Consider the following 24,227-nt stretch of genomic DNA (forward strand, 5'->3'; position numbering starts at 1 on the left):
CAGATAGACGCCTACAGAGTGCCCCACAGGAGGTTCGTGTGGCAGACCTTGATGATGGCTATACCCGCATTGCCAATGAGCTCTACGAGGCGCTGATTGGCGCTGATTTGACCAAGCACCAGTTCAAGGTCGTACTGGCGGTGATCCGCAAGACCTATGGCTTTAACCAGACCCATGATCGCATCACCAATGGGCAGATAGCCGAGATGACCGGTTTGCCGGAGACCCGAGTTTGCACCGCCAAAAACCAATTATTGGAGATGGGAATACTGGTCAACAAAGGGCGAAAAATAGGACCCAACAAGGTACTTTCTGAGTGGGACTTTGACGCTCCCCGAAACAGGGAAAAGCTACCCGAAACAGGGTATAAAAATTTCCCCGAAACAGGGAATCGAGTTTCCCCGAAACAGGGACACACAAAAGACACTATTCAAAAGACAGTAAAGACAACTACTGATGGGGCATCAGCTTGCGCTGAACCCCCAGCAGCAACCCCCGAAAAGCGACCAGTGAAAAATACACCATACCAGGAGATCCTGGATGCCTATCACGACATCCTGCCGGAGATGCCAGCCATCCGTGAGCTGACCGATTCTCGCAAAACCAAAATCAGGAACTTCTGGACCAAGTTCAAGTTCGACGAGACCCGCTGGCGCGCCTACTTGGATTTCATCGCCAAGAACTGCCGCTGGATGTGCGAGAGCCGCCCGCGCCGCGATGGCGAGTCGGCCTGGAAGCCGAAGAACTTGGATTTTTTGGTGACCGAGAGGTGTTATCTGGGCGTGCGGGAGGGGCGGTTCAATGACGAGTGATGCAATGGGGTTTGTGCCCCCTCACAACTTCGAGGCAGAGCAGTCTGTGCTGGGCGGGCTGATGCTGCGGGCTGACTCGTTCCACGACTTGGGCCTGTCTGAACGCGATTTTTACAGTCGCCCGCACCAGATCATTTTCGGGGCGATCTCCCAACTGATCGCCGCCAAGCAGCCGGTTGACATCATGACAGTGCAGCACCGTATCGAACAGGACGGCGAGCTCGATGTTGCCGGCGGGTTTGCCTACCTAGTCGAGATCGCCAAGAACACCCCAAGCGCGGCGAACATCGTGACCTATGGGGGGATGGTGCGTAGCGCTGCAGAGCGGCGCTTCGCTGTTGCCAAGCTGCATGACTGTATCGCGGCGATGATGGAGCCTGGATTCAGCAACACCGATGAGCGGTTCGCTGCGATGGGGTCGCTGTTGTCTGAGGTCGATGCCAAGCGCTCTGGGGGTGTGACCGGGATTGCGGTACACGCCAGCGAAATCGTGCGGGACTGGTGTGATGAGCTGGATCGCCGGGCAAGCCGCCGCCCAGGGGAGATGACCGGTTATGCCACGGGGATCGCGTCCTTGGATGAGTTGCTCTACCCAGGTGGGATCAGCCCTACGGCGCTGGTGTGTATCGGCGCTCGACCGAAGATGGGCAAGACCACGCTGATGGCGAGTCTGTGTAACCACACGTCGCTGGTCAAGAAGCTCCCTGTGGTTGGTTTTTCGCTGGAGATGACACGGGGTGAGCTGTTCGAGGTCATGGTATCGCAAGCGTCCGGTGTCTCCGGCAAGCATCTGAAATCAATGTCTGACCAGTGCAAGATGGACAAGGCCTACGCTGTTGCCGCAGAGCTTGGTAACTCCAAACTCCATATCGCAGATCTGCCTGGGCTGACTGTGCACCAGGTGGTGCGTGAGAGTCGCCGGCTGAAGCGACAGTTCGGTCAGCTCGGGCTGATCGCTGTTGACTACCTGACGCTGATGACTGCCGACAAGGCTGAGCGTAACGATCTGGCTTACGGCGCGATAACCAAGGCGCTCAAGATGCTAGCCAAGGAGATGGGTTGCCCGGTGATCCTGCTGACTCAGCTCAATCGAGGGCTGGAGCAGCGTGCAGACAAACGCCCGGTTCCCAGCGACAGCCGTGACACCGGCCAGATCGAGCAGGATTGCGATGTGTGGATCGGCTGTTATCGCGATGAGGTCTATAACGAGGCTTCCCCGATGGCAGGAGTCATGGAGTTGCTGGTCAGGCTCAACCGAGGCGGTAAGACGGGAACCGCTTACTGCCAGTTCCATGATGGGGTGATCTCAAATATCGACCAGCAAGAGGTTGCGCGCATGGCACATGCTGCAGAAGTGGAACGCAGCAAATCCAAGCCAGCGAAAGGGGGGTGGGATGGCTGATTTTTTCAATCCTGACGTGAGTGCCGCGGTCGTGGCCGCGAAATTCTGCCGGGTGGTGATCTATCCCGCCGTGCGGGGCTGGTGTGGGGAGCGGATGCAGCTCGAGGTGGCCGACGAGATCGATGCGCTGGGATACACCGACCAGCGGCGTGGCGCAGGGCATTGGCTGGTGCAGAGCACGACGCCGGAGCGAGTGGCTGAGGAGGCTGCACGGCTGAGAGCCGCGCCAGTGCTGGTGTTGCGAGGTGGTGACTCATTTGGGGTTGTGGATAACTTCGAGAGGGAGGGCCTTGCCAACCAGTGACACAAGGGGTAGCGCCCCGTACCATTGCCAGTGCCGGACCTAGACCACCCGGCAGTTTGACCAAAGGACCCAGACCATGACCAAACCACATACCCGAGATCTATCCATCGCGACCCAGTTGGGGCGCGTGATATCCATCATGAGCGACGGCAAGGCCCGCACCCTGCGCGACATCGAGCGCGAGTGCTGGAGCCGTTACGGCCACGCCGACACCCAGGCCGCCATCAGCGCCAGACTGCGTGAAGTTTGCTGCTACGGCTGGGCGAAGTATTCCAGCAACCAGGTCATCGACGGCAAGCAGGTGTGGCATTACCGCATCGAGCTGCCTCCCACCACCGAGGCCGTAGCGGCTAAGGCGGTGGCAGCATGAGATTCACCCACGCTATCGCAGCCGTTCTGGCCGCCACTGCAGCCCAATCGCCCTGGTTCAACCCGCTTGATTTCAAGCCTGGACATGGCTTCTGCATCCCCAACCCGCGCAATGACCGGGCCGCACAGCGTCAGCGTGCCGCCTCCAAGCGCCGCAACAAGTCCAAGCGGGGGTGAGGATGGAACTCACCCTTCTGAAAATGTCCGGCGGGGTACTTGCCCCGTCCACTCCGGCCGATGCCGAAGCCATCAAGCTGATGCCGATCGGTACCACCATCCTGGCCAAGGGCAAGGGGCGCCGCAACCTGGCGTTTCATCGCCGCTTCTTCGCCCTGCTCAACCTGACTTTCGATTACTGGGAGCCAACTGGCGGCATGGTATCGCCAGCCGAGCAGGGGATCCTGTCCCGGTTCGTTCGCTACCTCGCCCAGTTCGGCGCTGGCAACGTGCTGAACAAGGCCAAGGATGAGTTTATCGACCAGCTGGCCAGCAGCCGTATCGAGCGCCACGGCCCCCAGGCTGAGAAGTCGTTTGAGGTGATGCGCAAGTGGCTCACCGTCGAGGCCGGTTATTACACCGTGGTGATGCTGCCGGATGGCGGCATGCGCAAGGAGGCCAAGAGCGTCAGCTTTGCCAAGATGGATCAGACTGAGTTCTCCGACCTGTACCGGGCTGTGTTCGGGGTCTGCTGGCGCTATGTGCTGAGCAAGCAGTTTGCCACCGAGGAGGAGGCTGAGAACGCCTGCGCCCAGCTGATGGGGTTTGCCGGATGAGATTCGAGACCAGCCCAATCCGCTCCAGCGACCTGCGCGATGGCGCTCGCGGCCAGCTCTGCAAGATCCAGCTTGCCGGGGTCTGCATCGGTGGCACCGAAACCACGGTGCTGGCTCACCTGCCAAGCGCCCCGCATGGAATGGCCCTCAAGGGGGATGATTTGGTGGCAGTTGAGGCGTGCTGTGCTTGCCATGACGCCATTGATGGCCGTATCGCCTACGACTGGCAGCCAGGGGAGCGTGAAGAGGTCACCTATAGCGCCCTGACCCGTCAGCTGCACAGCTGGGTGGTGCGGGGGCTTGTCAGTGTGAAGGGGGCGGCATGATCCACCTCTCTGCTATCGATGCCAGCCGCCTGCTCGGCAACAATCCGAAAGCCAAGGCCGTGGTGAACAAGGCCAAGAAGGCGCAGCAGGTGGACACCCTGCACCAGCGCGTGCTGGCCCAGCTGGTCGGCTTCCCTGACCCGACCACCGAACTGATGTTCCACCCCAAGCGCAAATGGCGCTTCGACTACGCCTGGCCCACTCGCATGATCGCCCTTGAGGTCCACGGCGGGATCCACTCCGGTGGCCGGCACACCCGGGGGAGGGGGTTCGTAGAGGACCGGGCCAAGATGAACGAGGCCACCTTGCTCGGGTGGACCGTGCTGGAAGTTACCCCGGAACACATCAAATCCGGCCAGTTGCGTGCCTGGCTGCTCGCCGCTTTCAATCAGGACCCAGACCAGAGGACCAAACCATGACCCACGCTATCGAAATGGCTCTGCGCCTTTTCTCGCCGAAAGGCGCACTACATGAACCCTCGTCTGGTCGCTCCAGCGCCCTGGGGAGAGAGGAGTTTCTGGGTGCCCTGCAGGTGGCGGCAAAGAGCAACCCGCAAGGACTCCAGTTCCTCATGGCCGACCACCTGGGGGATGAACAAGCCCTTGCGTCGCTGCTGACGCACTTCAGCACCACGCTGGGCAGCGAAGAGGCCGGTGGTACGGCCATGGCTATCCTGCTGCGCCGCCCCCTGCCTGAGCAGTTGGAGCACTTGGTGCTGTCTCACCCCCATTATGACAAGGAGCGCCGCCGGGCCGCCGTGGTGATGGAGAAGGCCAAGCGCGCCCACCGGTCCGGCAATGGCCACGAGTACCAACGCCTTCTGGCCGAGCGGAACGGGATCTTGTCTCTCGCCCACGACCACTGTGTCGCCGAGATGCTGCAATCCGGCCGCTGCCCGCACTGCAAAGGGGCTGGTATCCGCCCCCGCAAGGGTGACGAGTGCCCGAAGTGCCACGGCACCGGGCGAGTGGTACCTGATGCCGAGCTGGTCGCGCGCCGGTTCGGGCAGGAGATGCGGCAGGCCGTAGAGCGTGCCGTTGATGACGTGATCCACCAGGCGTCAGACTTGTCCAAACTCATGGACCGGCAGGTGCGGGAGATGCGAGCGGCTTAGGAGGGGATATCACACCCCTTGATATAGTGTACTATTGCGAATAGCAAGAATGACACGTGATGGGGTGTGATGCTGTAAGGTATTGAAATAAAATATCTTTACAGTGTTTTTGAGGTTGTGGATAGCACTGAGAGTGCAACAATCTAGTTGACGTTGTGGAATCCATTGGCCATGATTCACCTGCAACTCGACACCAATGGCTACCAATCAGATAGTCGTAGGCGTTAAAGAAAAAGGGCCCGAAGGCCCTTGGTTAAAGTTGGTAGTACTGCACTTTGATGGCCTCTGGGTCGCGACCCCAGGAGCTATCCGGTAAGTTAGGCTGTACTACCGCAACCACAATTGATATTAACGTTCCCACAAAAACCTCCATCAAGGTCATGTGGAGCTTTTTTAAGAACCACCTTATCAGTCTCTGAAGGGTGGTTTTTTCATTTTTGGTTGGATTGCAGTGTCGGCCGGGTGGCCGTTTTGGTTGTGGCATGGGGAACCCCCTTTGATTGCCGGGTTATGGGCGGAGCTACGCCCGGGATACGTTTATTTGATGTTCCGTTCTTCAGCATGGATTACTCCTCGTGGTTGTTACTGTAATGACACAATATATAGTGTCTTTTTGCATACGAAATACAAGATAGTGAGGTCGTTGGCGGATTGCAACGTGTGGATAACCTGTTTGCTGTGGGTAAATTGTGAGTTAAATCAGTACGGTTAGTGGTCGCTCACAGTGGGTGGGTTTTCATGCGCTCTCTCCACTAAATGCAAGTCCGATGATCGAGCATGGAAAATTTAAATAACTTTTTTTGCTTGCGAAAACGGGGTGTTTTGCGTAGCAAAATCACTCTGCATGCCCTGTTACGTAAGGGGTTCAGGGAAAACGAGTCTATTGTCAGCTAACCTACTTTCTGTGAACTTAGCTTTGTCTCGTGGATCTGGGTCAGATTAGGGTCCTTGACATCCCTCATTCATTAAGCAGGGTGCATGGAAAGCAAGCTTAAACCTACCGCTCTTCAGATCGCCGGTTGGGGACTGCTCCACGGCGATTTCTTTGACTTTTATGAGGTGGCCGAACGGCTGGGTGTCCCTGCTGAGGTGTCCCGCGAGGCGGTCATTTATCTCCGGTCACTCCGCTATGTGGAGACGCTGGCGGAGTCGAGAAGCTGCAAGCGTGAGGTGGGCAAGAGAAGCTCAAAGCGAGTGTTTATCAAGGTCCTGGCCATCCACCCCGAACCGCCTCAAGGTTCACAATCTTTCAAGCTCAATGTCCTGCACTCAAAGCTGGCCCGCCTTTCCAAGGCTATGCCTTCACCTCGGGGAGCTCGCTGATGCAGGTGGTGTAGCGGGGGCTGAGCTGTTAGCGCGGCAAGGCAGCCCGTCTTCGCTGTGGTGTAACCTGGCTGTAGTCTACTCGGGCAAGGTGTGCTGCGTCATCGAGCAACTACTTGGAAGCTTGAGCCTTAGCGAGTTGTGGGCGGCAGTGAAACCCGCTATATCAAGCGGTACTGGCCTGGTGCCATGTGCAGGAGAGCGAGGTGGCGGCGGCGTGAACTCTACCTACTTCATTTAGTGGGTCGTTCTGAAATTATGAAGTACAGCAAGGCGACAAGCTGCGATCAAATCTTGGGCAGGTGTGCCTGGGGTGTGATGGTAAGGCACTGATATTATTTTGTTTTTTTATTTATGGTGATCACCATCAAGTTCCATCTAGATATTATTTTTAACTATCAGTTTGCTTGGTAAAGTGGCATTATATTGGGCACATATCTAAGGTGGATTCATATGAGTCTTTTAAGCGACATCAAAATCCCTGAGTTTCTGGAGCATACAAAGTCTCCGAACTACCAACTGAATGTTTCAAGTGGCGCTACTGTCAACGTGGTTCAAGATATGATTGAACTATCCTTTTTCGTTGACCGTGTTTCTTGTGTTCGCGAGAAGTTTGTTGCCGTAGATGGGGTCCCAGGCGGTGTACTGCCATCTGGTAACATTGAAGTTGTACCGGTAAGAGAACATGTTGCTGCATTGTCTTTAAATCTTGCTACTTTGAAGGCTTTAGGAGAGCTTCTTAGTAACGCAGCTTTAGAGATCGAGAAACAGCGGAGAGCTCAAACGCAATGACTAACGGCATGACCAGTGCTATGAATGTAGTTACCTTGGCAACTGCGCCAACGAGAGGGAGGCCAGAAGTTGTTGGAGTTCTTGATTTTCATACATCCAACGAGATAGGTGCTTTCTCTTCCAGTAACTATGATCCTCATGCATGGTCGTCCAAGTCGTTTGCGTGTGCAGCTGCGCTGGCTTTAACAGTTGGAATGGCGCCGCCTGCCGATGCTCCAAGAAGTTACAGGTTGATTTCTACAATATCTATCCCTGTCGATGCGACAAGGCTTAAACGTCAAGATGATGATGACGGACTGTCTTCTGTGGGATACGATGAAAGAGCAGTACAGGTGGATGTACATAGTGCCGAAGAGATAGCCGTTGGCACTGACTCCGGTGATCACGTGGAGGATGCTATGACTACATTCAATCACGAATGGCTACCAAAGGAACGGCAGCTTAGAACCGCCATAAATTTAACATGTGGCCTCTTTCTTCTGGTATTGGTTGCCTTTATTTTTTTTGGCGTCGGTGCCGGTTGGTTCCTTGCTTTGATCCCTGGAGCCATATCAGCTTTTGGCGTTGTAGGGTCTTGCGCAATACAGCTCAATAAAATCAATGGAATGCGAGAGCTTGTTTTAAGCTCTAGTCGGACGCATGTTGAAACATGAATGGCGAGCCTAAAGACCCAAATCAACAGCTTTTAGATAGCATTGGCAAGGCCATGCCTGAGATGGCTGCCAGCTTTTTTTCCAAGTTTCCATCGAAGGACAACCATAAGCTGAACTTGTATTCGGATGTGTTGGGGTTCGTTGCTGGGTGCATCATCACTTGGATGATTCAGGTGAATTTTGGACCGTATGCTAAAGAAAGTTTCTCATATGCTACGACAACAATGCTGTGCCATGGGCTAACATGGTCAATCTGGCTGCTACTAGTTGTGCTGTGTTTGAGAACTACTTTTATTCGCTCCGAACCAGCCCTCAAACCTGAGGTAGCAAATTCCACCTCGAAAGAGGCGGCTTAGAAGCAATCCTAAGCTTCCTCTTGTCTCAATATGGCTAAGTTGCCAAAGGTGAATGCATCAGTTGGTGTTGTGTAGCGGCGGCTGACCTGCTCCATCTTCATTTCAATTCCAATGTGCCCCGGCCGTGAGCAGCTAAGTAGAACTGTCCCTGATTCCCTCGATTAATCCTGTCGATCACCTGCTCTAGTTCTTCCACGTTCGGGATCGCCGAAACCTGTTTCATCTGTCTCATGGTTGGGCTGAACTGCTTCAGACCTGTCCGGATTTAGTTGACCACTACAGTATCCATCCAGAAGCTCCACCAAGGCCCAAGAGGTTGCCGCAGCTCTCTAAGTCGGCCTCTCTCCAGCAACAGTTGACCAAGCTGGTCAAACTCATGCCTTCACCGCGGGGAGCTCGCTGATGCTGGTGGTGTAGCGGGGGCTGAGCTGCTCCCGTTTCATCATCCACTCCGTAGTGTCCCGGCCACGAGCCGCGAAGTAGACCTTTCCCAGCCTTCCCTGATTGATCTGGTCAATCACCTTCATCAGTGCCTCGCTGCGGGGATCTTGCTGTCGGTCAGCGAACAGGTCTCCCTGGTGCATGCTGGTCGGTATGAAATCGGCCAGCATGACGCCCCCCTTCATATAGCGGACATCATCTCGCCAGATCCGGCGCAGCAGCGGCTCAATCAGAGCCAGCAGGTCGCGGGTATCTGAGGTGGGGGTCTGCAACCGGGTCGATATCTGGTTGCCGTAATAGGTCTCCCGCTCCGAGAAGGGGCTGCTCCTTATAAAGAGGGTGACGTGGCGGCACCGTTGCCCCTCGGCACGCAGCTTCTCGGCAGCCCGCTCCATGTAGCCGGCCAGTGCCTCCCGCATGGGGCCAAACTCGGTGATGCGCTCGCCGAAGCTCCTGCTGCAGATGATCTGCTGCTTGGCCTGCGCCTCCTGTTCCAGCTCGGCGCAGGGGATCCCCCGCAACTCCTGCACAGTGCGCTCTACGACTACGCCATACCGGCGGCGGAGGCTCTTCGGGTCAGCGGCAACCAGGTCGGCCACGGTCTTGATGTCCTGGGCCTCCAGCTTGGCGGTGAGCCGCCGACCAATGCCCCATATCTCTTCCACCGGAGTGATCGCCATCAGCCGGGCGCGCCGCGCTTCATCCCGCAGATCCACCACGCCCCCGGTGGCCGGCCACTTCTTGGCGGCGTAGTTCGCTAATTTCGCGAGCGTCTTGGTGGGGCCGATGCCGACCCCAACGACCAGCCCGGTCCACTGCTGCACCCGTTCGCGGACTTGTCGCCCGTACTCCACCAGGTCACCGGCCCAGGACTCGCTCAGCTCAATGAAGGCCTCGTCGATGCTGTAGACCTCCACAGCCGGGGCCATCCCCTCCAGAATGGTCATCACCCGGTTCGACATGTCGCCATAGAGGGCGTAGTTGGAGCTGAACCATACCCCGCCCATGGCCTCGAAGAACTGGCGGATCTGGAAGTAGGGCACGCCCATCTTGATGCCGAGCGCCTTGGCCTCCGCCGAACGGGCCACCACGCAGCCGTCGTTGTTGGAGAGCACGACGATGGGCCGCCCCTTCAAATCAGGCCGGAACAGCCGCTCGCAGGAGGCGTAGAAGTTGTTCACATCGACCAGAGCCACGGCGCAGCTCTTGTTCATGGCGCGGGCATCTTGTGGATGACGAAGGTAACCACACCGAAGATTTCCAAGTGCTGCCCGTCACTGAAGTGGATGGGACGATAGGCAGGGTTCCCTGGTAGGAGGCAGACTGAGGGGCTGAGCTGGAGTTGCTTCACAGTGAACTCGCCATCTACGGCCGCAACAACCACACTGCCATGCACTGGCTTGCTGCTGCGGTCTACGACCAGCATGTCACCATCGTGGATCCCGTGCTCTACCATGCTGTCACCGGCTGCCCGAACGTAATAAGTCGCGGCCGGGTGCGCTATGCATAGCTGGTTCAGGTCGATGGTCTGCTCCACGTAGTCCTGGGCGGGGGACGGGAAGCCACAGGCGGCAGGAGAGAGGAACAACGGGATTTCCAACGCCGGGGCGTCGAGGTCGGGAACTGCAAACATGGTTTTTGGCTCTCAGTGCTGTATATAAATACAGTATAGCGATGCTCGTGGCGAAGATCACCGTGGAGCGATTGGCTCCGGATTCAGGTAATATCGGCAGGTGCCCTATGCGTGGAGTTGCCAATGTCATTCAATCTGTGCTCCCTGCCGAAAGAAGAGCAGGAGAAGGTCGAGGTAGAGAAGGCCGCTGCCTATGCGGTGTGGAAGGAAAGGAACCCCGAGATCAAGATCCCAGCCGAGAGCGAGGCCGGGAACTACAAGGGGGAGATGCAGACCTACTTCCTGCAGCAGGTCGAGCGGTACCGGAAGGAGAAATAAAGTGCGAATGACTCAGGAAACTGAAGGGCTGAATGCGTTGGTAAAAAGGGCAAGTGATAAACATCACAAGCCTTACTATGACTGGATACGAAATGTAATCACCCTATCCGTCGCGGCATTGACCAGCCTGGTCGCACTTCAGCAAAGCTATATCCCCAAAGAACCAAAGTTCATCTGGATGCTGGCGCTGAGCTGGTTAGGATTTTTGTGCACGATCCTCACGGGTATATACGCGCTTCGGTCAGAATTCATGTCTTATCTTGACTCGATTGATACCTTAAACAGGATGTGCAAAGAGAAAGGAGAGGCAAGGGCGATACAGGAGATTCAGAGAACAGGTTTAACTGCAAAGCCGAATCGTTGGCATCGCCTAGCAGTAATGATCATGCAGTGGTCATTTGTGATAGCACTATTCGGACTTAGCATGTTTGCAGTATTGAACCTCCCAATGCAGTAATGTCCGACAGGCGCGCGCTGGTTGAATCCCCGGCGCCCCAGCGTTAGTATTGCTCAAAGATGGCCAGAGTCTCCGTGACCCTGGCCTTTTTCATTTCTGGCCCGCCTCGTGCGGGCTTTGTCGTTTCTGGAGGGGCGATGACGCCTGACAAGGATCCACAGAACTACAGCGTGCTCGCCTATCTGGCATTCGGCGGGCTGAGCGTATGGGGAGGGCTTGTGACCTACATACAGACGGTGAAACGCGAGGGAAGGCAGTTCCGATGGGCCGAGGCGCTGCTGCAGGTGGTGGTGTCAGGGTTCGCCGGGATGTTGACCATGCTGCTGAGCTGGTACATCGCAGCCCCGCTCCCGTTGTGCGGCTTCATGGCTGGCCTGGCTGGCTTGATGGGGTCGAAAGCACTGGAGCTGTACGAACGCCGGGCAACCGGCTGGATGGGAGGGAAGGAGTGATGGTGAAAATGCGCTGGGTAGATGAAGCCCGTAGGCATATCGGGTTGACGGAGATTAAGGGGCCCCAACACAACCCCGAGATCGTGGCGATGTGGAAGGCCATCAAGCGGGGTGGCATCCGTGATGATGAAACCCCGTGGTGTGCAGCCTTTGTTGGAGCGTGCCTGGAGCGGGTCGGTATTCAGTCCACCCGGTTCGAGGGGGCGCGTTCCTATGCCTCCTGGGGGGAGAAGCTGGAAAAGCCGGTGGCAGGCTGCGTAGTGGTGTTCTCCAGGGATGGTGGCGGACACGTTGGGTTCGTAGTGGGGCAGGACAAGGCTGGCAATCTGCTGGTATTGGGCGGCAACCAAGCTGATGCGGTGAACGTGAAGGCGTTCCCTCGCTCCCGGGTAACCGCATACCGCTGGCCCGCCGGTGAGCCGAAGCCTGTGGGGGAATTGCCTGTGATGGCTGCGGCAGAGTTCTCGAAGTCCGAGGCATAGGCGCAAGCCTTGCCAATATCGCCGGGTAACCGGTAACAGCAGAGGAGAGTGCGATGGAACACATCGTTGAGGTGGTCATCAACTGGATTGTCATCCTGATGGCTGTAGTGGGCGGCGCGTCCATGGTGGTGCAGGGGCTGGCCAAGATCGCGGCCATCACCCCGTCCACCCGGGACGATGAGGTGATCGGGAAGGTGCAGGCCTTCTTGGTTGGCCTGACCAAGGTGCTGGACAAGCTGGCTATGAACCTGCCGGCTGAGAAAGCCAGGAAGCAATAACATGAACAGCTTGCTCCAACTGCTCGACATTCTAACGGCCCTTCTGGGCCGTTGGCTTAAGCGGGAGAGGGCAAGGGAGGTGCAGGAAAGCCATGACAAGAATCATGCGGACCCACAGGGGCGTTTTGCTGAGCGTTTCGGTGCTGCTTCTGGCCAGTTGTCAGACAGCTCCAAGCCACACAGCGAACTGCCCGCCACCCACACCCAGGCTGACATGGAACCCCGCCGCTAATGGCGGGGTTTGTCTTTCTGGGGAATCCACAGCCGACCTACTGGACTATCTCGATGCACTGGAGCGATGCGGTGGTTAATGGCATTACCGTGACCGGGGTTGTTACTCAGGTGAGGGAGTATGACGGGAGTCAGGCCCTGGTCACCCTGAATACTGGCGTCTCCGTCGTAGTACCGGCTACCCATGAGCCTGTACCTGGTGATGCCATCGTCGAAGGCGAGCTATCCATCTAAATGGCAAAGACCGACTGGGCACAGCTCAATGCAGAATACCTGCAGGAGCATGAAGCGACAGGCATCAGTGCGAAAGACTGGTGTGACAGCCGCGGCCTGAACTACAACTCGGCGCGTCGCTATTTGAAATCTCGGGGGCAATCCCCTGCGCAACCTGACAAATCTCGCGTAGCTGCGCAATCTGCGCATTCCGAAGTGCGCAAAACTGCGCAATCTGCGCAAAGTGCGCAAACCAAGGGGAATGAGGCCAAGGCCAAAGGGGGTGAGCGAAGAGGGGAGAAGTCCTCCGCATCCACTCGCACTCCGGCAGACTCAGCCCAGAACCCGAAAACAAACGGCCGGGACAGCAGCGGCCGCTTCACCGAGGGCAACCCTGGCAACCCCAACCCGGTCACGAAGTGGAAGCCCGGCGACCGCCCGGCGCTGACCCATGGCGGCTATGCCAAGTTCCTCGATGCCGAGGAGCTGTTCGACCAGGCCCGCGAGCTGCAACTGCGCGACGAGCTGGACTTCACCCGGGCTCGCGTCATCTCCGTCACCAAGCTGCTCAAGGGTCTGCAGCAGGACCTGGTCACGGCCAGCGAGATGACTGACCGCATTGCGCTCTACGACAAGATCCTGAAAGCCGAGCAGGCCCTCGACCGCAATATCCAGCGGATTGAGTCCATCGAGCGAACCCTAAGCGCCCTTCGCATCGACGAAGTGAGTGTGCCGAAGATTGAGGAAGATACTCGGCGCATCCGGGCTGCGGCTCGCAAGCTGACGGCCGAAGCCGATCGGCTCGAGAAGGATGGCGGTAGTGAGGCCACACCTGTCAGTGAGATGGTCACTGAGCTGCAGGGGATGGGGACCGGGGGGCTGATGTCGTGATAGTATTTACAAATGTCATTAGCGCGGGTTGGTGAGATGAAAATTTACAGCGTGGGAGAATCAGGAGCTTTGGTGAGCATTGGTGATGATAGCGTGCTGCCAAAGGATGTAAGTCACGCCCTACGCCGTGGTGAGAGGCTAACCTATTGTCTGACGGATGCGATGGATGGCTTTGATGGTGGCTCTGTTACGTTTGAGCCGACATTGATATATCAAGATGGCAAACTTCATGAGTGTGGGTCTGTAATCCGGGATGCCAGAGAAGCTCAGGCATTCGCAGAGTATTACGAGCGTTACACAGAGCTCACCCCATGCAGGAGCCAGCCATGAAACAAAAAGAGCGCCAGGCCACCCAAAGAATTTTGGCTATTGAGGCTATCGCCAAGCTGCGCTCTGTGTCAGAGCTGTTTGGTGTTGAGGATGTCGGGCTTGACGATGAGCAGGCTACGGCCGACTTTAAGCGCTGGGATGAAAAAATCACAGAACTTGAGCGGTGGATAAGGGATGAAAGCCCGATCGCCTGAGCCAACTTCCGCATGGCAAGAACGAAAGTAGCCACAGCTTCAACAACACCAACCCGCTTCGGCGGGTTTTTTATTGCCCAGAGATCACCCATGACCGAATTCGATACCTCCGCCATGACTGAGCAGGAGCAGATGGCCTACATCCGCGAAAAGCTCAGCGATAAGTGGTGGCGGATGAACAACCTCTACATGATCGAGAACGAGCAGGGCCAGCTGGTGCGCTTCCGGCTGCGCCCGGCGCAGGAGCTGCTGTTCCGTACCATGTGGTACCTGAACATCATCCTCAAGGCGCGTCAGCTCGGATTCTCCACGGCCATCGATATCTATCTGCTGGATGAGGCGCTGTTCAACAAGAACCTCAAGTGCGGGATCATCGCCCAGGACCTGACGGCCGCCGGTGAGATCTACCGCACCAAGATTGAAGTCCCGTTCGATAACCTGCCGGGCTGGCTCAAGGCCCAGTTCAAGGTGGTGACCCGGCGCGGTGGGGCGAATGGCGGGCACATCCTGTTCCGGCACGGCTCCAGCATCCAGGTGGCCACCTCATTCCGCTCCGGTACCGTCCAGCGCCTGCATGTCTCCGAGCACGGGAAGATCTGCGCCAAGTATCCCGAGAAGGCCAAGGAGGTGCGAACCGGGACGCTGCAGGCGATCCACCCGGGCGCCGTGGCCTTCATCGAGAGCACAGCCGAAGGGGTAGGGGGCGACTTCCACGCTATGAGCATGAAGTCCCTCGAGCTGGCCAGGGCATCCGGTGAACTCAGTCAGCTCGACTGGAAGTTCCACTTCTTCGCCTGGTGGCAGGACCCCAAGTATCGCGCCGACGTGCCGGCATCCGGTGTGGTCATGAGCAAAACCCAGGCGGAATACTTCGCCGCGGTGGAGAAGGCGATGAGCTGCACCATCAGCGACGAGCAGCAGCAATGGTACGTGATGAAAGAGTCCACTCTGGGCGCCGAGATGAAGCAAGAGTTCCCCAGCACGCCGCTGGAAGCCTTCCTCACCTCCGGGCGCCGGGTGTTCGACCCCATCCATACCATGGATGCCGAGGGCGATTGCATGGCCCCGCTCATCGTCTACGACATCGACCCAGTGACCGGCAGGCGTGAGAAGGCCCGCAAGCCGGAGAAGCTGGACGAGCGTGGCCAGCGCTCGCTCGAGAACATGCTGCTGGTCTGGGAGCTGCCAGATCCCGACGAGGATTACGCCATCGGCGCCGACGTGGCGGAAGGGCTGGAGCACGGCGACCGCTCAAGCCTCGATGTGACGGCCAAGAGCGACGGCCGGCAGGTGGCCCACTGGTTCGGACATCTGGATCCCGGGCTATTTGCCCAACTGCTTGCCCACGTTGGCCGCTTCTATGGCTCGGCGGAGCATGGCCCGGCCTACATCGGGCCAGAGCGCAACAACCACGGCCACGCTGTGCTGCTCAAGCTCCGTGAAATTTACCCGACCCGACGCATCTACACCCAGGAGCACATCGACCGGGACCGCGACGACGAGACCCCGCGCCTCGGCTGGCTCACCACTCGGCAGTCCAAGCCGATCCTGGTTGATGGCCTCAAGGCCCTGCTGCGTGCCGGGCAGTCCGGGATCCGCTGGATCGGTACCATTTCCGAAGCCACCACCTACGTCTACGACAAGAGCGGCAGCATGAACGCCCAGGACGGCTGCTACGACGACCAGCTCATGAGCTACATGATTGCCCAAGAGATGCGTGCCCGGATGCCGGCCCGCATCGTCAAACCTGAATCCTTCCGCAAACCCAAGCACTGGATGGCCAACTGATGATCAACGCCCAACCCAAGGCCCCTGAAAAAGGCGGCCTCGATACCCCGCGCCTGCTCAAACTGATGAGCGATATCAATGGCCAGCCGGACTGGCGCTCTATCGCCAATCGGGCGTGCGCCTACTACGACGGCGATCAACTGCCGCCCGAGGTGGTGAGTGTGCTCAAGGCGCGGGGCCAGCCCATCACCATTCACAACCTGATCGCGCCGACCATTGACGGCGTGCTGGGGATGGAAGCCAAGAGCCGCACCGATCTGATGGTGATCGCCGATGACCACGACGACGAGCTGGAGCAACTGGCCGAGGCCGTCAACGCTGAATACGCCGATATGTGCCGCCTTGGCGGACTGGACCGCGCCCGGGGCGAGGCCTACGGCGGCCAAATCAAGACCGGCCTGGGCTGGGTTGAGGTGTGTCGCCGCGATGACCCGTTCGGCCCGCGCTACAAGTTCAGCAACGTCCACCGAGACGAGGTTTATTGGGACTGGCACAGCAGGGAGCCTGACCTGAGCGACTGCCGCTGGCTGATGCGACGCCGCTGGGTTGATCTGGATGAGGCCAAGACCATGTTCCCGAGCAAGGCACAGGCGCTGCAGTGGGGCGTCAACGACTGGGAGGGGGTCGTGAGCCTGGCCTCCATCGAGGGGCTGGACCCCAATCTGGTCAGCGCCTATGACGAGTGGAGCCAATTCAGCGGCAAGGAGATCGAGTGGTGCAGCCGGGAGCGGGATCGGGTGCTTCTGCAGGTGGTCTACTACCGCACCTACACCATGCGTCAGGTGCTGAAGCTCGACTCAGGCCGGGCGTTGGAATACGACAAGACCAATCAACTGCATCTCGCTGCTGTGGCCATGGGGCGCGCCAAGCTGGAACGCTGCCCGGTGGCCGTGATCCGGGAATCCTGGTTCGTCGGCCCTCATCATCTGGTTGATCGACCCTGCTCTGCTCCCCACAACATGTACCCGCTGGTGCCGTTCTGGGGGTATCGCAAAGACCGCACCGGTGAGCCCTATGGGTTGATTGTTCGCGCCATGCCGGCACAGGACGAGGTGAACCTGCGGCGCATCAAGCTGACGTTCCTGCTGCAGGCCAAGCGGGTCATCACGGACAAGGACGCCACCAACATGAGCCAGAGTCAGGTGCTGGAGCAGGTCGAGCGCCCTGATGGCTACATCGAGCTCAACCCGGACCGCGCCAACAAGACCAGCGTGAGCGATGCCTTCAAGGTGGAGCAGGACTTCAACGTGGCGGCCCAGCAGTTTCAGGTGATGCAGGACTCGGTGAAGCTGATCCAGGACACCATGGGGGTGTATGCCGCCTTCCTGGGGCAGGGCTCCACCGGGCAGTCTGGTGTGGCCATCAGCAACCTGGTGGAGCAGGGGGCAACCACGCTTTCCGAGATCAACGACAACTACCGGATGGGCTGCCAGCAAGTGGGGCAGTTGGCACTGGCATACCTGCTGGAAGACATGGCCAGCAAGCGCAACTACAAGGTGACCGTGAACCGGGATGACCCCCGCCGCCGCAAGGCTGTGGTGGTCAATGTGGAGCAGGAGGATGGCAAGCTCACCAATGATGTGACCCGGCTGCGGGCCCATATCGCACTGGCGCCGATCCAGCAAACCGCCGCCTATAAGCAGCAGTTGGCTGAGCGGATGACCCAGGCCATGTCACAACTCCCGCCCGAGGCTGCCGGCGCTTGCTTTGACCTGCTGGTCGAGCTGATGGATGTACCGCGCAAGGCCGAGTTTGTGGAGCGGATCCGCAATGCCCTGAACATCCCGAAAGACCCGGACGAGATGAACGACGAGGAACGCGCAGCCGCCGAGCAGCAAGCCCAGCAGGCCCAGATGCAGCAGGAGCTTGCCATGCGCGAGATGCAGGCCAAGCTGGCAGAGTTGGAAGGCAAGGCCGCCAAGTGGCAGGCAGAGGCCCAGCGCATCGCCAAGCTGACCGACTCTATCCGGTTCGAGGATGCCCTCAAGCAGGCCCAGACCGGCAAGACGCTGCAGGAGATGGAGCAGTTGGCAGCCCAGCAGCAGGCGATGCAGACAGAGCAGGCAGCCCTGCAGGCGCAGCTGCTGGACAGCATCCAACAGCAGATCGACGCCATCGCGCTCTGATAGTTGCTTTCCTGACCTGCCAGCGTTACGATTTCCCCAACATGGCCCAGTCTCTCGAGATTGGGCCTTTTTCATTTCCAGACCCGGCCATTGTGCCGGGTTTTTTATTTGGAACGGGCCATGACCGACCAGCAACACCTTGATGCCGAGATGGAACGAGATATTCAGGCGCTCGAACTGACCGCCCCGCGCGTTACCCCTGAACAGATCGATGCGCTGATGCGTGGCGTTCGCTATGAGGTTCAGGTTGTTCCCGGTACCACAACCACGCTGGCTACCGCCATTGCTGCCAACGGCTTCACCCTGGCCATCGGCATGACCGCCTGTGCGGACCCGGCCAACTTCAATGCAGATCTTGGTGCCAAGTACGCCATCAAGGATGCCGAAGCCAAGGCCCGCCAAGAGCTGTGGAAGCTGGAAGGCTGGCGGCTCAAGTGCCATTTAGCGAATCTTTAGCGATAGACGGCAACCCTTGCCCGCGTTGTGCGGGCTTTTTTATGCCCAGCCCCAGCCGGGGAGCGCTTTTACCGAGAGCCTTCCCCCGCTTGGGCAGCGATACCACCCACTGAAAACCCACGAGGACAACCATGGATAAGAACATCGACAACCTGACCGGCACTGAGAGCCTGGACGAACTGGAAGCCATGCTGGAAGCGATCGAGCGTGAGCCCGATAGCGAGCTGGATGATGGCACTGGCACCGAGCAAACGGACGTACAACCCGCGCCGTCGGCGGGCGAGGTGGCTGCCGGTAACGAACAGGGCAGCACCGAGCAGGGCGGTGAAGGGGTCGCGGAGCCTGAGAAGGTGATCCTGGCCAAGAACGGTCAACACACCATCCCGTATGAAGTGCTTGAGCAGTCGCGCAATGAGGTCAAGGTGCTGCGTGAGCAGTTGGCCGCATCGCAGCAGGCCCAAGCCGAGCGGGACAAGCTGCAGGCGCTGATGGAGAAGCACGGGATCAACCCCGACGTGGACCCCGACGACATCAGCCATGAGGAGCTTGAGCAGTTGGCGCAGGACTACCCGGATCTCGGCAAGTCCATCGCCGCCATTGCCCGCAAGCTCCAAAAGCTGGAGCCCCAGGTCGCCCCGCAGCAGGTTCAACCCACCCTCAACCCGGTACAGGCCGCACTGCAGGCGGTACCTGATCTGGTGAGCTGGCGGGAAAAGGACCAGGACCGTTTCGACTTCGCCATCATCGTCGATGAGAAGCTCCAGGCTGATCCCGCGTGGCAAGGCAAGTCGCTGGATGAGCGATTCGCAGAGGCGGCGCGCCGCACCAAGCTGGCCTTTGGTGATGAGGTTATTCCTCCCACCAAGGCCCCCAGCAAGGAGGCGGAGAAACCTGCCGATTTCATCCCGTCCAGCCCTTCGGCACTCGGCCAGACCCATCATGCCGCCCCCACTGGAGTGGAGCGCTTTGGCGCCATGTCTCAGACCGAACTTATCGGCGAGATGGGCGCCATGACGGACGCCCAGATGGAGGCGCTGCTGGAGCAGGCCGGGTTCTAACCCACCACCCATTTCAATAAGCCAACCCCGACCACTGTGTCGGGGTTTTTGTTTTCATGTAGGAGAGGACCATGACCCAAGTCACCTCGGCGCAAGCCAACAAGATTTTGCAGGCCGCACTGTTTACGGCGGCCAACCGTTCTCACTCGCTGGTGAACATGCTGACCGAAGAGGCCCCCAAGGGTGCCAAGGTCAACGGCGGCAAACAGACCAGCGCCGGCGCCCCCGTGGTGCGCATCACCGACCTCGGTAAAGGCGCCGGGGATGAAGTGGACATGCAGCTGTTCCACCAACTGTCTGGCCGCCCGACCATGGGTGACAAGAAGCTGGCAGGGCGCCTCGAGAGCATGTCCTTCGCGGACTTCTCGCTCAAGATCAACCAGACCCGCCACGGTGTGGACGCAGGCGGCAAGATGAGCCAGAAGCGTACCAAGCACGACCTGATCAAGACGGCTCGCGTGCTGCTGGGCGATGGCTACTACGGTCGCCTGGTTGACCAGCGTGGCTTTGCTCAGCTGGCCGGTGCTCGCGGGGATTACTCTGCCACCGATATCATCCTGCCGCTGGCGGATGACCCCGAGTTTGCCGACATCATGATCAACGAGCTGACCGCGCCGACCTACGAGCGCCACTTCTTCGGTGGTGATGCGACCAGCTTCGAAGCCCTCGATGCGGCGGATCGCTTCAACCTCGGCTGTGTGGACAACATGGCGCTCTACCTGGCCGAGATGGCCAACCCCATCCAGCCGATCCGCATGGTGGCGGACCCGTCCGGTGGTGAGCCGCTCTACGTGCTCTACGTGACTCCGCGCCAGTGGCACGACTTCTACACCTCCAGCTCCGGCAAGGACTGGAACGCCATGCTGGCGGCGGTGGCGGAACGAGCCAAAGGCTGGAACCACCCCATCTTCCGCGGGGAAGGCGCCATGTGGCGCGGCATCCTGGTCAAGCCCTACAAGGGCATGCCGATCCGCTTCAACCAGGGCAGCATCGTCAAGGTGTGTGCGGCCAACTCCGCGACAGGGGCGGAAGTGAACAAGGTTGCGGGCACCCTGATCGACCGCGCCGTGCTGCTGGGCGGCCAGGCGCTGGCCAATGCCTTTGGCTCTGGCGAGCAGGGGGGCTCTTTCGGCATGCACGAAGAGAAGACCGACCACGGCAACAGCACCGAGATCTCCATCAGCTGGGTGTCCGGTCTGCAGAAGATCCGCTTCAAGCAGCGCAACGGCAACATTCAGGACCATGGCTGCATGGTGCTGGATACCGCGGTGAGCGCCATCGCCCGCTAAGCCGCTGACCCATGGGGCTTCACGGCCCCATCACATCACTATCTGACCAGACAAGGAGCCATATCATGGCCAAGATTACCCTGATCGCCCGAGCGTACCGCTGGTTTGTCGGCGCATTCGGCAACCTCTCTATCTCCCCGACCCTGGTGGCCAAGCTGGCTGCGGTACCCGCTGGCGATGTTGTCGCATACGGCGACAATGTGGAGCCCAACCTGAAAGTGGTGGGGGTGACGATGTTCAGCACTGCGCTGGGCGCGAGTACCACCATCACAGCCAAGATCGGCACGACCACCATCATCAACGCCGAGAGTACGGTGGGGGCGGTGGCAAAGTATTACCCGGTCGATGACCTGATGACCGAACCCGATCAGGAACTCACCCTCACGGTTGGCGGCGGCGCTGCGACGGGCACCGTCAAGCTAAAGCTGCATTACGAGGTAGTCGGCAACCTGTAAGGCTGCCGATCACTGTCCGCCCGGCCCTGTGCCGGGCTTTTTCGTTTCTGAATAGGAGTCATCGCCATGAGCGACAAGATTGCCGTTGTTTACATCGGCGACAAGCCGAGCAAGAAGGATACCGTCACCGGCAGCCGCCTGGTGTTCCCGCGCCATACCGCGGTGGATGTGGAAAGTCACATCGCCATGCAACTGCTGGAGTTCCCGACCGTCTGGATCCGCCATGAGGCACTGGCTGGCGAGCTGGCGCGTCAGGAGACTGCCGCCGAGATGGAAGCCCTGGAGCTGGAGCGCCTCGCCGCTGAAGCAGCCCGTCTGGCCGAAGAGCAAAGCATGGTGGTCGGTGAGCGTGACCTGGCCAAGATGACCTCTGCCCAACTGGCCACCCTGGTGGAAGGGGAAGATCTGGACATCGAGCCACAGGGCCCGCAAGAGAAAGTGCCCGATTACCGGGTGCGCGTGCGTGATGCCCTGAAGGCCAAGCTGGCAGAGCAGGGGGAATAGCATGCAGATGGTGTCGCGTGAGCAGTTCCTGCCCACTGTCAGGCTGCACATCACCGGCCCGCTCGAAGTCATGCTGAGTGAGGCCGTCACAGAGGCGGCCATCACGTTCTGCCGGGAGTCGGCCTTGCTGACCCTTGACCGACTGCTGCCCAGCGCGTCAGCCGGCAGCCTGGTGGAGGTCTGCAACATCAGCGGGATGACATCGTGCAATGTGCTGCACCTGACCGGAGAAGGGGGCGCGCCATTTGTCAGTGGGCGTGACTACTTCGCCATGTCGGCCAATGAGCTGAGCATCCTGACTGATCTCAGCGATGCGCGGATCTGGTATGTGGCTGCTCCGGTCAAAGGCGCCACCGATCTCCCAGCCCAGCTCTACCACGATCACGCCGATGCCATTGCCCATGGCGTCGCTGCCTTGCTCTATGCCCAGCCAGACCGCCCCTGGTCTGACCCTAAGCGGGCAGCATACCACCGGACTGAGTTTGTTGAAGGTTGGCGTCGCGCTGGCCGGTTCCGCAAAGAGCACAGCGCCCCGACCCAGGTCGAATTCCACAACCCGCCCCGCAAACACACTTTTTTCTAAAGGACTCCACACATGGCAACCGTTACCGTTGACTCGATCTTGAAGCGGGTAAATACCCTGCTCAATGATCGCACCTGGGTTCGCTGGCCCAAGCAGGAGCTGTTGGACTACTACAACGATGCTGCCAAAGCGATCGTGTTGATGCGTCCTGACGCCCACACCAAGAATGTGCAGTTCAACTGCGCCGCTGGTACCAAGCAGACTTTGCCTGCAGATGCCCTGCGGCTGATCGAGGTGCTGCGCAATGCTGACGGCAAAGTGATCCGCTTCGTGCCGCGGCGCGCCCTCGATGACAGTTACCCGGACTGGCATGCTGGCAAGGATGGCACCAGCGTGGCCGCCTACACCTATGACGATCGGGACCCCAAGAACTTCTATCTCTACCCGGGCCCCGCCGCCGCAGTGAAGGTGGATGTGATCTACTCCGTGGCGCCGCAATCTAAGGTGCTGGCGGACGTGGAAAACGTGGGCACGCCGGCGCTGGCCGATCTGGATGACATCTACATCAACCCGCTTATCGACTTCATCATGTACCGGGCCTTCTCGAAGGATTCCGAATACAGCGCCAACTCCAATCGGGCTGTCGGCCACTACAACGCCTACCTGCAGCAGTTGGGTGAAAAGACCCAGGTTGATGCCAGCCTCGAGCAGCGCAAGACCGAAGGATTCTCCCGCGTGACCGGGCAGTAAGGGGGCAGCATGGCTGGAGTGTGGAAGCGTGACGGTACGGTGGCCGTCACCAATGGCAACAAGAAGGTGACCGGTACCGGGACCACCTTCGCAGACACCAAGAACGGGGTGGCCAAGGGCCACCTTTTTTGTATCACCAGTGGCACCTCGGTGGATTTCTACGAGGTGGACTACGTGGTGTCCAACACGGAGATGTATCTGGTGCAGGCCTATCGTGGCGTTACTGCCACAGGCAAAGCCTACGAGATCATCACGACCTTTTCGGATTCCGTTCCGGAGTTCGCCCGCCGACTAAACGCCACTCTGGGGGCATATCAGCAGCAGAGTGATGCTTTCCAAGCACTGTTGACCAGTGATGCGGCAACCATCGAGGTAACTGCACCGGATGGAACCAAGCACACCATGATCCCTTGGAAGCGGGTGACCAGCGAGGGTGAAGGCCAGGCGGCCAGCGCCAAGGTCGAAGCCGACCGGGCAAAGACCGAAGCGGATCGCGCCGCTGCGGCCGCCAATGCCACGGCCGAAGCCGGGACCGGCTCGCTGATGCGCGTGGGCGGCGCCACCATCCTCGATGCGGAGCGCTACGCCCTGGAGCGGGCAACCGGCGGCAGCCAGACCATCATTCGCGACAGCGCTGGCAACGCCAATGCTATGTTCGTGCTGCCGCGCTTCAGCTACGCCGACCTGGGCATGACTGCCGATATGGGCACTGGCGATGTGACGGCGTTCGATTTTGGCAGCGGCAGCATCAAGAGCGAGATATTCATCGGCGCCTATCTTGCGTCCGGCTCCGGCGCTGTCAGCGCGCCGCGGCGAGATCCCCGCATCTCGCTCGATCACACCGCCGCCCGCAACGCCTGTAGTGCAAAAGGCGAAGGCTGGCATCTGATGACGGCGCACGAATGGGCGGCAATCGCCCTGTGGTGCATGGCCAACGGCTACGAGCCGATTGGCAATACCAACTGGGGGCGCAGTCACGCCAAGACTCGGATGGTAGGCGATCGGGCCGACAACCGGGCACCTGGCGATGTCGCCGGTACGGGGCGGACGCAAACGGGCTCGATGGGCGCGGAGGCGACACATAACCGCACGCCCATCGGCATAGCGGACCTGGTAGGCAACGCCTGGGAGTGG

32 protein-coding genes and 1 pseudogene are annotated in these 24,227 nt (G+C 59.2%); 31 read left to right on the plus strand and 2 right to left on the minus strand.

What is annotated here, in order from left to right; translation table 11 throughout:
- Positions 1-38: 38 nt before the first annotated feature.
- The 12 genes from J9893_RS20120 to J9893_RS20175 all read left to right on the plus strand — a co-directional run bounded on the left by J9893_RS20120 (position 39) and on the right by J9893_RS20175 (position 7,868).
- Positions 39-812: a replication protein gene (locus tag J9893_RS20120; protein WP_349237073.1), complete on the plus strand. Its 774-nt coding sequence runs from the start codon at positions 39-41 to the stop codon at positions 810-812.
- Entirely contained in the window at positions 802-2,214 is a 1,413-nt protein-coding gene (locus J9893_RS20125; RefSeq protein WP_045789802.1) for a DnaB-like helicase C-terminal domain-containing protein, read from the plus strand. The genes J9893_RS20120 and J9893_RS20125 overlap by 11 nt, the downstream gene beginning before the upstream one ends.
- Complete coding sequence (locus tag J9893_RS20130) at positions 2,207-2,518, plus strand: hypothetical protein (protein ID WP_210558075.1); 312 nt, start codon at positions 2,207-2,209, stop codon at positions 2,516-2,518. The genes J9893_RS20125 and J9893_RS20130 overlap by 8 nt, the downstream gene beginning before the upstream one ends.
- A 76-nt stretch (positions 2,519-2,594) precedes the next feature.
- Positions 2,595-2,888 carry a hypothetical protein gene (locus tag J9893_RS20135; protein ID WP_210601768.1) on the plus strand — a complete coding sequence of 98 codons (294 nt, stop codon included), beginning with the start codon at positions 2,595-2,597 and terminating at the stop codon, positions 2,886-2,888.
- Complete coding sequence (locus J9893_RS20140) at positions 2,885-3,064, plus strand: hypothetical protein (protein WP_042062769.1); 180 nt, start codon at positions 2,885-2,887, stop codon at positions 3,062-3,064. Before J9893_RS20135 ends, J9893_RS20140 begins: the two co-directional genes overlap by 4 nt.
- A 2-nt stretch (positions 3,065-3,066) precedes the next feature.
- A complete protein-coding gene (locus J9893_RS20145; protein ID WP_053288673.1) occupies positions 3,067-3,660 on the plus strand; it encodes a DUF1367 family protein in 594 nt (197 codons plus the stop codon).
- Positions 3,657-3,986 carry a nuclease domain-containing protein gene (locus tag J9893_RS20150; protein ID WP_042062766.1) on the plus strand — a complete coding sequence of 110 codons (330 nt, stop codon included), beginning with the start codon at positions 3,657-3,659 and terminating at the stop codon, positions 3,984-3,986. The genes J9893_RS20145 and J9893_RS20150 overlap by 4 nt, the downstream gene beginning before the upstream one ends.
- The gene (locus J9893_RS20155) at positions 3,983-4,405 is read left to right on the plus strand and encodes a hypothetical protein (RefSeq protein WP_182954117.1); all 423 of its coding nucleotides are present in this window, start codon (positions 3,983-3,985) and stop codon (positions 4,403-4,405) included. Before J9893_RS20150 ends, J9893_RS20155 begins: the two co-directional genes overlap by 4 nt.
- Positions 4,406-4,419: 14 nt before the next feature.
- Positions 4,420-5,100, plus strand: coding sequence for a TIGR02642 family protein (locus tag J9893_RS20160; protein ID WP_246875660.1), 681 nt, complete (start codon positions 4,420-4,422; stop codon positions 5,098-5,100).
- Between the two features lie 978 nt (positions 5,101-6,078).
- Positions 6,079-6,423, plus strand: a complete 345-nt coding sequence (locus J9893_RS21835; RefSeq protein ID WP_246875661.1) for a hypothetical protein — start codon at positions 6,079-6,081, stop codon at positions 6,421-6,423.
- A gap of 453 nt (positions 6,424-6,876) precedes the next feature.
- Complete coding sequence (locus tag J9893_RS20170) at positions 6,877-7,215, plus strand: hypothetical protein (protein WP_210601770.1); 339 nt, start codon at positions 6,877-6,879, stop codon at positions 7,213-7,215.
- An 8-nt stretch (positions 7,216-7,223) separates the two neighbouring features.
- Positions 7,224-7,868 carry a hypothetical protein gene (locus J9893_RS20175; protein ID WP_210621935.1) on the plus strand — a complete coding sequence of 215 codons (645 nt, stop codon included), beginning with the start codon at positions 7,224-7,226 and terminating at the stop codon, positions 7,866-7,868.
- 730 nt (positions 7,869-8,598) lie between these two features.
- Here the strand turns inward: J9893_RS20175 and umuC are convergent.
- Positions 8,599-9,879 (minus strand): translesion error-prone DNA polymerase V subunit UmuC, encoded by a 1,281-nt coding sequence (umuC, locus tag J9893_RS20180; RefSeq protein ID WP_210601773.1) that lies wholly within the window; start codon positions 9,877-9,879, stop codon positions 8,599-8,601.
- The gene (umuD, locus tag J9893_RS20185) at positions 9,876-10,298 is read right to left on the minus strand and encodes a translesion error-prone DNA polymerase V autoproteolytic subunit (RefSeq protein ID WP_042880557.1); all 423 of its coding nucleotides are present in this window, start codon (positions 10,296-10,298) and stop codon (positions 9,876-9,878) included. Before umuD ends, umuC begins: the two co-directional genes overlap by 4 nt.
- Positions 10,299-10,421: 123 nt before the next feature.
- On the opposite strand from umuD, the gene J9893_RS20190 reads away from it, so the two are divergent.
- From J9893_RS20190 to J9893_RS20280, 19 genes and pseudogenes are all read left to right on the plus strand, one after another.
- Positions 10,422-10,616 (plus strand): DUF3283 family protein, encoded by a 195-nt coding sequence (locus tag J9893_RS20190; RefSeq protein ID WP_210601774.1) that lies wholly within the window; start codon positions 10,422-10,424, stop codon positions 10,614-10,616.
- 7 nt (positions 10,617-10,623) lie between these two features.
- Positions 10,624-11,073 carry a hypothetical protein gene (locus J9893_RS20195; protein WP_210601775.1) on the plus strand — a complete coding sequence of 150 codons (450 nt, stop codon included), beginning with the start codon at positions 10,624-10,626 and terminating at the stop codon, positions 11,071-11,073.
- A 137-nt stretch (positions 11,074-11,210) separates the two neighbouring features.
- Positions 11,211-11,525, plus strand: a complete 315-nt coding sequence (locus tag J9893_RS20200; protein WP_042880552.1) for a phage holin family protein — start codon at positions 11,211-11,213, stop codon at positions 11,523-11,525.
- On the plus strand, positions 11,525-12,007 hold the full coding sequence (locus tag J9893_RS20205; protein ID WP_042880549.1) for a TIGR02594 family protein: 483 nt from the start codon (positions 11,525-11,527) through the stop codon (positions 12,005-12,007). Before J9893_RS20200 ends, J9893_RS20205 begins: the two co-directional genes overlap by 1 nt.
- Before the next feature lie 53 nt (positions 12,008-12,060).
- Positions 12,061-12,285 (plus strand): hypothetical protein, encoded by a 225-nt coding sequence (locus J9893_RS20210; RefSeq protein ID WP_210558060.1) that lies wholly within the window; start codon positions 12,061-12,063, stop codon positions 12,283-12,285.
- Between the two features lies 1 nt (position 12,286).
- A complete protein-coding gene (locus J9893_RS20215) occupies positions 12,287-12,517 on the plus strand; it encodes a hypothetical protein (protein ID WP_113736141.1) in 231 nt (76 codons plus the stop codon).
- Positions 12,518-12,588: 71 nt separating this feature from the next.
- Positions 12,589-12,750, plus strand: coding sequence for a hypothetical protein (locus tag J9893_RS20220; RefSeq protein ID WP_223945640.1), 162 nt, complete (start codon positions 12,589-12,591; stop codon positions 12,748-12,750).
- Entirely contained in the window at positions 12,751-13,620 is an 870-nt protein-coding gene (locus J9893_RS20225; protein WP_210601776.1) for a terminase, read from the plus strand.
- Positions 13,621-13,946: 326 nt separating this feature from the next.
- The gene (locus J9893_RS20230) at positions 13,947-14,144 is read left to right on the plus strand and encodes a hypothetical protein (RefSeq protein WP_210601777.1); all 198 of its coding nucleotides are present in this window, start codon (positions 13,947-13,949) and stop codon (positions 14,142-14,144) included.
- A gap of 90 nt (positions 14,145-14,234) precedes the next feature.
- Entirely contained in the window at positions 14,235-15,932 is a 1,698-nt protein-coding gene (locus J9893_RS20235; protein ID WP_210601778.1) for a terminase, read from the plus strand.
- Entirely contained in the window at positions 15,932-18,058 is a 2,127-nt protein-coding gene (locus J9893_RS20240) for a portal protein (RefSeq protein ID WP_210601779.1), read from the plus strand. The genes J9893_RS20235 and J9893_RS20240 overlap by 1 nt, the downstream gene beginning before the upstream one ends.
- Positions 18,059-18,178: 120 nt before the next feature.
- On the plus strand, positions 18,179-18,514 hold the full coding sequence (locus tag J9893_RS20245; RefSeq protein ID WP_210601780.1) for a Gp49 family protein: 336 nt from the start codon (positions 18,179-18,181) through the stop codon (positions 18,512-18,514).
- Positions 18,515-18,645: 131 nt separating this feature from the next.
- On the plus strand, positions 18,646-19,572 hold the full coding sequence (locus tag J9893_RS20250; protein WP_210601781.1) for a hypothetical protein: 927 nt from the start codon (positions 18,646-18,648) through the stop codon (positions 19,570-19,572).
- A 71-nt stretch (positions 19,573-19,643) separates the two neighbouring features.
- Positions 19,644-20,861, plus strand: a complete 1,218-nt coding sequence (locus J9893_RS20255; protein ID WP_210601782.1) for a DUF4043 family protein — start codon at positions 19,644-19,646, stop codon at positions 20,859-20,861.
- 65 nt (positions 20,862-20,926) lie between these two features.
- Complete coding sequence (locus tag J9893_RS20260; protein WP_043129234.1) at positions 20,927-21,316, plus strand: hypothetical protein; 390 nt, start codon at positions 20,927-20,929, stop codon at positions 21,314-21,316.
- Between the two features lie 66 nt (positions 21,317-21,382).
- Positions 21,383-21,820, plus strand: coding sequence for a hypothetical protein (locus J9893_RS20265; RefSeq protein ID WP_210601783.1), 438 nt, complete (start codon positions 21,383-21,385; stop codon positions 21,818-21,820).
- A gap of 1 nt (position 21,821) precedes the next feature.
- Positions 21,822-22,403, plus strand: a complete 582-nt coding sequence (locus J9893_RS20270) for a hypothetical protein (RefSeq protein ID WP_210601784.1) — start codon at positions 21,822-21,824, stop codon at positions 22,401-22,403.
- A gap of 12 nt (positions 22,404-22,415) precedes the next feature.
- A complete protein-coding gene (locus tag J9893_RS20275) occupies positions 22,416-23,093 on the plus strand; it encodes a DUF6682 family protein (RefSeq protein WP_210601785.1) in 678 nt (225 codons plus the stop codon).
- A gap of 9 nt (positions 23,094-23,102) precedes the next feature.
- A pseudogene (locus tag J9893_RS20280) lies at positions 23,103-24,227 on the plus strand (hypothetical protein); the annotation flags it as partial.

It is taken from the genome of Aeromonas sp. MaB10011B (genome assembly GCF_017939325.1).
In the GTDB taxonomy this organism is placed as follows: Bacteria; Pseudomonadota; Gammaproteobacteria; order Enterobacterales; family Aeromonadaceae; genus Aeromonas; species Aeromonas caviae.